Annotated in this window: 9 protein-coding genes, 1 tRNA gene and 1 pseudogene; 5 read left to right on the forward strand and 6 right to left on the reverse strand. The window is 70.0% G+C overall.

Features of this window, described 5'->3' with window-relative positions; genetic code table 11:
• A partial coding sequence (locus tag ACFWEJ_RS25035; protein ID WP_377231890.1) for a hypothetical protein occupies positions 1 to 394 on the forward strand: 394 nt, incomplete at its 5' end.
• Positions 395 to 427: 33 nt separating this feature from the next.
• On the opposite strand, the gene ACFWEJ_RS25040 is transcribed toward ACFWEJ_RS25035, so the two are convergent.
• Both ACFWEJ_RS25040 and ACFWEJ_RS25045 read right to left on the reverse strand, forming a co-directional pair.
• Positions 428 to 1,060 (reverse strand): GNAT family N-acetyltransferase, encoded by a 633-nt coding sequence (locus ACFWEJ_RS25040; RefSeq protein WP_377231898.1) that lies wholly within the window; start codon positions 1,058 to 1,060, stop codon positions 428 to 430.
• On the reverse strand, positions 957 to 1,397 hold the full coding sequence (locus tag ACFWEJ_RS25045) for a UTRA domain-containing protein (protein ID WP_377231891.1): 441 nt from the start codon (positions 1,395 to 1,397) through the stop codon (positions 957 to 959). Before ACFWEJ_RS25045 ends, ACFWEJ_RS25040 begins: the two co-directional genes overlap by 104 nt.
• Positions 1,398 to 1,621: 224 nt before the next feature.
• Between ACFWEJ_RS25045 and ACFWEJ_RS25050 the strand changes: the two are divergent.
• A pseudogene (locus ACFWEJ_RS25050) lies at positions 1,622 to 2,119 on the forward strand (tyrosine-type recombinase/integrase); the annotation flags it as partial.
• Between the two features lie 41 nt (positions 2,120 to 2,160).
• Here the strand turns inward: ACFWEJ_RS25050 and ACFWEJ_RS25055 are convergent.
• Together ACFWEJ_RS25055 and ACFWEJ_RS25060 are read right to left on the reverse strand one after the other, a co-directional pair.
• A tRNA-Pro gene (locus ACFWEJ_RS25055) sits at positions 2,161 to 2,234 on the reverse strand.
• A 105-nt stretch (positions 2,235 to 2,339) separates the two neighbouring features.
• The gene (locus ACFWEJ_RS25060; protein ID WP_377231892.1) at positions 2,340 to 3,212 is read right to left on the reverse strand and encodes a hypothetical protein; all 873 of its coding nucleotides are present in this window, start codon (positions 3,210 to 3,212) and stop codon (positions 2,340 to 2,342) included.
• Between the two features lie 223 nt (positions 3,213 to 3,435).
• Between ACFWEJ_RS25060 and ACFWEJ_RS25065 the strand changes: the two genes are divergently transcribed.
• Entirely contained in the window at positions 3,436 to 3,573 is a 138-nt protein-coding gene (locus ACFWEJ_RS25065; RefSeq protein WP_377231893.1) for a hypothetical protein, read from the forward strand.
• Between the two features lie 37 nt (positions 3,574 to 3,610).
• Here the strand turns inward: ACFWEJ_RS25065 and ACFWEJ_RS25070 are convergent, their stop codons facing one another.
• Positions 3,611 to 4,513, reverse strand: a complete 903-nt coding sequence (locus ACFWEJ_RS25070) for an alpha/beta fold hydrolase (RefSeq protein WP_377231894.1) — start codon at positions 4,511 to 4,513, stop codon at positions 3,611 to 3,613.
• A 22-nt stretch (positions 4,514 to 4,535) separates the two neighbouring features.
• Entirely contained in the window at positions 4,536 to 5,558 is a 1,023-nt protein-coding gene (locus ACFWEJ_RS25075; protein WP_377231895.1) for a LacI family DNA-binding transcriptional regulator, read from the reverse strand.
• 133 nt (positions 5,559 to 5,691) lie between these two features.
• On the opposite strand from ACFWEJ_RS25075, the gene ACFWEJ_RS25080 reads away from it, so the two are divergent.
• A complete protein-coding gene (locus tag ACFWEJ_RS25080; RefSeq protein WP_377231896.1) occupies positions 5,692 to 6,402 on the forward strand; it encodes a ThuA domain-containing protein in 711 nt (236 codons plus the stop codon).
• Positions 6,387 to 7,472 (forward strand): Gfo/Idh/MocA family protein, encoded by a 1,086-nt coding sequence (locus ACFWEJ_RS25085; protein WP_377231897.1) that lies wholly within the window; start codon positions 6,387 to 6,389, stop codon positions 7,470 to 7,472. Before ACFWEJ_RS25080 ends, ACFWEJ_RS25085 begins: the two co-directional genes overlap by 16 nt.
• The last annotated feature ends 25 nt before the right edge of the window (positions 7,473 to 7,497 follow it).

The following is a 7,497-nucleotide window of genomic DNA, read 5'->3' on the forward strand; positions in this document are numbered from 1 at the left end:
GGCTACGAATCCCGCGACGGCGATAGAGATGCTTGCGGAAGAAGTTGCTATAGAACCAGTTGACGATGCCACTCTCTCGGCGCTTCGGATTAATTTTCCGTTGCTCGACCAAGCTATCCGGGAGTTCGCGGTTACGCTTCTTCCCGGAACTTGGGGTGATGTAGCTAGCGAATCATCGATTGAGATTCATGGCGCTGTGGAGCGTCGTTCGTACAAGGTTGATGATGCGCGTCTTTCAAATGTGAGAGTTGACTTGACGTGCGAGATGTATCCTCCGGCTCCCGCAGAGGTACCTCGTGTCACTCTGGGCCTTTGGGTGTACGTGTGGATTCAGCTCTCTGATGGCGAAATGACGGTCGAGATTGAGAGTGTCCGTGAGCGCGGAGAGAACTGACTTCTGAAATTTCTGGCCGGGCGCATTCGACTTTTAAGAAAGATTCGATGCCGTTTGGAAGGCGTCAGCCCCAATTGTGTAGACAGCTGCTGGCTCGGTTAACCCGCTGTTGTAGTGGTGGGTGAGGTTGCCGACGCGGTGAGCGCCTAGGCGTTCGTAGAGTCGGATCGCGGAGTGGTCCTTGAGCATTACGCCGAAGGCGACTGCGAGTTTCTGTAGTCGCGCGAATGTAACCGCGGCTTCCATGAGGAGCCGGCCAGCACCGGTGCCTCGGTGGTTCGGGTCCACGAAGAGCCGTGCGGGGATTGCCAGTTGCTCGATGGACCCCCCGGTCTGCTCGTGCCAAAGACACGCGGCGTCGTTATCGAACGTGGCGCCGGTGAGCATGATCTGTCCGATGGTCTCTTTGTCTTCGACGGCGACCCAGCTTCGCAGCTCGTGTTGGTGGTGTAGCCATGCTCTGGGTCTGCCACGCCCTCGACGGGGTAGCCGTCCAGCTCGTTCACGCGGACGAGGATCGCAGCGAGGGCCGGAATGTCTTCCTCGCGCCGGGTGTGGATCGTTACAGTCGCGGGGCTCGGTACTCCACGGGCATGTCGTAGTCGAGCGCTGAGTAGTCAGCGCGCATCCGGAAGTTCGTGACCTCGAACGGCTTCTTCTCGGCAGTCATGCCGGTGTGCCACAGATCGATGATGGGCACGCCGGCCGGCATGTCCAGTCCTTCCGCTTCCTCGCGGGTGGCCGGCCTCGCGGTGACCCCTTCACGGATGTTTGCGATGGTGTAACCGAGGTCTTCGAGTCGCCCATAGAGGGCGCGCTTTCCTAGGTTCTCGGCCTTCGTGAGTGCGGTGCCCTTGGCGATGGACCACGGGATGAACGTGATCCCGATCTGCATCGGGATTTCGTCGGCGTAATACCAGTTCTCGCGCCGCACGACCGCGGTTCCCGGCTCGATGACGAGTCGCTCCGCCACGTCGACGGGACGGTTGCGGCCCTGGTCCACGTACTGGATGACGCGGTGCGTGACGGCCTGCTGCCGAGGAACCCGGCCAAGGACCGCGCTCGGCGCAAGCAACCGGGCCAGGTCAAGGACGGGTCCGACGTCAACCCGCGTGAGATGGCGCTGCCTGACGTGGCGACGCTCGCAAGCTCGTTGCCGCCGACGAGGCCGGACACCTCACTGATCCGCATACCCGCGGTCGCCAGCAGAAGCACGGTGACGTCGACCTCACGGCCGGCCTGATCTACGTGCGCCGGCAGAAGTACCCGGGTCGCGGTGGGCTGATCGTGAAGTCCACCAAGGGCCGGCGCAACCGTGTCGTCCCGATCATCGAGCCGGCCCGGGAGACGCTCGAACGCCTGACGGCTGTTGGCCGGTCTGATGACTCGCCCCTGATCAAGGGGCCGCGCGGTGGGACGATCATCACGGCGACACTCCGTGACGCCACCAACTGGGACAAGCTCGTGAAGGACCTTGGCATCGCCGGCCTCGTCCGGCACGGGCTCCGGCACACGGCGCTTACCTGGATGGCTGACAGTGGCGTCCAGCTCCATGTGCTCCAGCGGGTGGCCGGCCACCAGGACCCGGCGATGACCGCCCGCTACCTGCACCCGGATCACCGAGCGCTGACCGACGCCGGCGCGATGTTCGGGGCCTGGTGGTCACAAAGTGGCCACAAGAACGGGTCGGGAGAGGGCGACGAGGATGCCGCTGAGACGGCATGAAAAACGCCCCTCACCTGCGTGAACAGGTGAGGGGCGATCTGTCGGGCTGACAGGATTTGAACCTGCGACCCCTTGACCCCCAGTCAAGTGCGCTACCAAGCTGCGCCACAGCCCGCGGTGTTCTTGAGCATGCTCAAGGCTACCGGTTTTGGCCCCTTGGGGCCGACGGAAATACTACCCCACCTCGGGGGCTGTGCCCGACCAGATGCGCGACGACCACCTACTCGCTCGGCGCATACCGTTCTGGCGGTTCGAATGCCACGTCCCCGTCGCGGTCGAGCTCGACGTGCACTGCGCCGCGCAGATCGGTGAGCACGACCACCCTGCTACCGTCCTTCGGCACGCGGTCCTGCGAGGTCCGCATCCAGCCCGTTACCTCGTGGCTGCCGGCGGGGGAGTCGTAGGTGATCGTGACGGCGAGCTCGGGGTCGTTGTGCAGCCAGATGCGGACGTCGCCGAGCCGCACCCGGCCCGTGTACCGGTGCCCGTCGCGCCGTAGCCGCTCGATGGTCTCCTGGCGGCGTCGGGCGTGCCGCAGGGCACCCGGCAGCCGCACCAGGACGACGACGCCCCACAGGGCGGCGAGCACCGCGACGACCGTCGAGACGAGGACGGCTTCGGTGCCAGGGACGCCATCGAGCACCTGGCTCACGCGCTGGTCGGCGCCCAGCGCAACGTCCGCCCCGACCGCCGCGCCCACGGTGATCCCCGTCAGCAGCGGCGCCAGGTAGAACATCGACGCGGCCCGCCGTTGGCCGAGGTGGTCCTGTGCCCGCTCGCCCAGGTCGACCGTCGCGAGGATCGCCAGGTAGCCGAGCACGAGCGCCGCGCCGATCAGCCAGCCCTGGCCGACAGCGACCGTGCACTCGGTCGACGTCGCGCCGCACAGGACCGACGAGCCGGCCGCCGTCGCGGCGGCCCATGCCACGAGGCACAGCAGCGCCGTCGCCCACAGGCGCGGCGTGACACGTGCGGGGGAGCGGCCCGGGGCCAGCCAGGTGATCCGGGACCCCTTGTCGGTCGCGGAGAACATCGGCCGGTGCTCCCACACCTCCGTCGGGGCCGCGTCCCGTGGTGCCACAGCGTCCGTCATGACTGCCTCCCGCTCGGCACGTCGCTCGGCGACGACCGGGCGGGGCTGCCCTGACCCTCGTTGGTCCGCGAACCGTGCGACCCCATCTTTGCGGGTCAGGGGGATGCTGACCAGTACAGTCGGCCCATGCCCGCCGCCAGCACGGATCGCCTGGACGTCAGCGTTCCACGCACGCCGGTGCTCGAGGCGCGAGGCGAGCTGGATCTTCCTCTGGCACGGCCCGATGGGCTTGGTCGCGCTCGTCGTCGCGGTCCTGTGGGCGGTGCCGTCGTTCGAGGTGTCGAGTCCTGAGCCCGAGCACACGCCGTGGACCGGTTGCGTCGAGTACTCGGGCGGCGACAGCGACTGCCCGGGCGGCTGACCCGCCCGGACAGGGCCGTCGTCCGCGTCCGATCAGCTCACGAGGCGACCCCACCCACGGCGGTAAGGAAGGCCGAAACCGCCGCCGTGAACTTCCCGGGGCTCTCGATGTGGCCCAGGTGCCCGGTCCGCTCCAGGACCGCCAGCCGCGAGTGCGGCACAGCCTCGTGGATCATCCGGGCCCACCGCGGACCACAGATGAAGTCGTCGTCGCCGACCACCACCAGCGTGGGCGCCGTGACGGCGGGCAGCTCCTCCCGCACGTCGAAGGCCGGGCCCTCGCCCCAGGCCGGGGCGGCGTACATGCGCAAGGCGTTGCGCCCGACGGCGAAGTCGGACTCGTGGCCCCAGTAGTCGTGGAAGTAGGCCGGCGAGATCCTGCGCAGCACCTCGGTCGCGCCCTCGTCGTCGGACGGCTCGGGCCGGCCCGTCAGGCCGGCGACGTAGCCGGCCACCTCGGGATGCTCGACAACGTGGCGCTGTGCGAACCGCTCCATGTTCGCGACCGCCGTCGACCAGAAGTCGTCACCGGTCACGGGCGAGGTGTCGTACAGGACCAGCGACGCCACGCGGTCGGGGTGGTCGAGCGCGTAGCGCTGGGCCACGAACCCGCCGTGGGAGTGCCCGAGCACCATGACTCGCGGCAGCCCCAGGTGCTCCAACACCGCGTGCAGGAAGTGGGTGTACGTGGTCAGGTTGTATCCGCGCAGGTCGGCGAGCCGGCCCGACGCCCCGGTGCCGACGGGCTCGACGTACACCATGGTCATGGACCGTTCCAGCTCGGACATGCGCAGGTAGTCCCAGCCGATCCCGGGCCCGCCCGGGTGGACGACGCACACGGGGCCGCTTCCGGCGACGTGGTAGCGCTGGTCGACGACGGCGTTCTCGTGCTGGACGGCGATGGTGTGAGTACCGAGGGAGACGGTGATGTTCGAGGTCACGCCCCCCATGACCGGATACCGCTCAGACCTGTGACACCGAGGCGGCCGCCGTCGACCCCCGGACCACGAGCCGCGTCGCGAGCTCCTCCCGGGGCGCTTCCCGCGGCACGCCGCCGCTGATCCGCAGCAGCATGCGCAGCGCCGCCCCGCCCATCTCGGCGATGGGCTGGTGCACCGTGGTCAGCGCCGGACTGAGCCAGCGCGCCTCGGGCAGGTCGTCGAAGCCGACCACGCTGACGTCCTCCGGGATGCGCAGCCCGAGCGCGGCGGCGGCGTCGTACGCCCCGAGCGCGATGGTGTCCGAGCACGCGAAGAGTGCCGTCGGCGTCGTCCCACCGCGCAGGAGGTCGAGGGCCTGCTCCGTGGCGCGCTCGCGCCGCCAGTCGGTGTGCACCACACGGTCGTCGGGCAGGTCGAGCCCCGCCTGCGTGATGGCGGAGCGGAACCCGTCGATGCGAGCCTGGCTGTAGAGGTGGGTGCGCTGCCCGGCCAGGATCCCGAGCTCGCGATGCCCCAGCGCCAGCAGGTGCTCGGCGGCGGCCCGCCCGCCGGCCCAGTTGGCCGCGCCCACGCTCGCCACGGACGACGGCGGCTGGCGCACCGGATCCAGCAGCACGATCGGCACCCGCGCGGCGGCGAGGGTCGCGAGCTGCTCGGCGCTGGTGTCGACCAGGGCGAGCACGGCGCCGCGCGGACGGCGCGCGAGCAGGCGGGTGAGCCAGGCGTCGTCGGGCGGCCGGGCCACGGAGACGACGACGTCGAGGCCGGCCTCCTCGGCGGCCTGCTCCACACCGCTCAGCGCCCGGTTGGCCCACGTGCCCTCGACCCCGCTCAGCACGAGGTCCACGAGCGAGCTCTCACCGCGCGGCACGGCGTCCCGGCCGGACCTGCCGCGGTACCCGAGCTCCGCGACGATGCGCATGACCCGGTCGCGGGTCCCGGCCGAGACATCCGAGCGACCGCTGAGCACCTTGGAGACTGTGGGCACCGTCGTCCCGGCGGCCTGCGCGACGTCCGCGAGCGTGGTCCGGCGAGGGTTCGGCATGCGGCGACCGTAGCGGCGGCACCAAAAGTTGCGCAACTTATTGGGGCTTGATCCGGCAAAAGTCCTCGTGTATCAAGGTCGCTGGCACTTTCATCGAGCCACAAGTTGCGCAACTTTCTGGAGCGGAGCACCTATGACGACGACGTCGAGCACGAAACGCGCACTGGTCGTGCGCGGAGGGTGGACCGGGCACCAGCCCGTCGAGACCACGGGCTCGTTCCTCCCGTTCCTGGCCGAGCACGGCTACGAGGTCCGGGTCGAGGACTCGACGGCGGTGTACGCCGACGCCGACTACCTGGCCGGCGTCGACGTCATCGTGCAGACCGTGACCATGAGCACGATCGAGAACGCCGAGCTGAGCGGCCTGATCGCGGCGGTCGCGGCGGGTACGGGGCTGGCGGGGTGGCACGGCGGCATCGCCGACTCCTACCGGAACAGCTCCGACTACCTCCAGCTCATCGGCGGCCAGTTCGCCACCCACCCGCCCAAGGCGCCGCGCGCGGAGCTGGCGGGGGAGGCCGCCGACAACTTCCTGCGGCACACGATCGACATCGTGCCGGAGCGCGCCGACCACCCGATCGTCGCCGGGATCTCCGACTTCGAGCTGACGACCGAGCAGTACTGGGTGCTGTCCGACGAGTACAACGACGTGCTGGCGACCACGACGCTCGCCGCGCGCGACTTCGACCCGTGGCACCGGCCCGTCACCTGCCCCGCGATCTGGACCCGCCAGTGGGGTGCGGGCCGCATCTTCGTCTCGACGCCGGGCCACGAGCTGTCCGTCGTCGACGACCCGAACGTCCGTACCGTCATCGAGAGGGGAATCCTGTGGGCCAGCCGCTGAAGGTCGGGATCGTCGGGGTCGGGGCGATCGCCGGCCAGTACCTGTCCACGTTCGAGCGGCTGGACGCCGTCCGCCTGGTCGCCGTCGCCGACCTCGACGCCGACCGCGCGAAGGCCGTCGCCGCCGAGCAGGGCGTGCGCGCCCTGACCGTCGCGGAGCTGACGACGGACCCCGAGGTGGACCTCGTCCTCAACCTCACGATCCCTGCCGCCCACGCAGAGATCGCCCTGCAGGCCATCGCCGGCGGAAAGCACGTGTACGGCGAGAAGCCGCTCGCGGTCACGCCGGCGGAGGCCCGCACGGTCCTCGACGCCGCGCGGGACGCCGGGGTGCGGGTGGGCTGCGCCCCGGACACCGTGCTCGGCACGGGCGTGCAGACGGCGCGCAAGGCCATCGACGACGGCGCGATCGGCCTTCCGGTCGCCGCGACCGCCACCATGACGACGCCGGGCCACGAACGCTGGCACCCGAACCCCGACTTCTACTACCAGCCCGGCGGCGGCCCGCTGCTGGACATGGGCCCGTACTACGTGACCGCGCTGGTCACGCTGCTCGGCCCGGTCGAGTCGGTGGTCGGCGCCGCGAGCCACACGCGCGTCACGCGCACCATCGGGTCCGGCCCCCGGGCGGGGGAGATCGTTCCCGTGGACGTCGACACGCACGTGACCGGCGTGCTCCGGCACGTCTCGGGGGCGCTCTCGACCCTGGTGATGAGCTTCGACTCGGTCGCCACGCGCGCCTCGAACATCGAGGTCCACGGCCAGGCCGGCTCGCTCGTGGTCCCCGACCCCAACCAGTTCGACGGCGACGTCGAGCTGCACGAGCTCGGCGGCACCTGGCAGACCCTGCCGCCGAGCGCCGGCTACCGGGACGCGGGGCGTGGCTACGGCGTCGCGGACCTCGCGACGACGCCGGACGGCGTGCCCGCGCGGGCCGACGGCGAGCTCGCGTACCACGTGCTGGAGATCATGACCGCGCTGCTCGCGGCCGCCGACAGCGGCACGAGTGTCGGCGTCGAGAGCAGGTGCGAGCGCCCGGCGGCCGTGCCGCTGTCGGACGCGCCGCGCTGACCAGGGCGCTGACTCGGCGCTGACC

This window comes from Promicromonospora sp. NPDC060204, assembly GCF_042728455.1.
Taxonomy (GTDB): domain Bacteria; phylum Actinomycetota; class Actinomycetes; order Actinomycetales; family Cellulomonadaceae; genus Promicromonospora.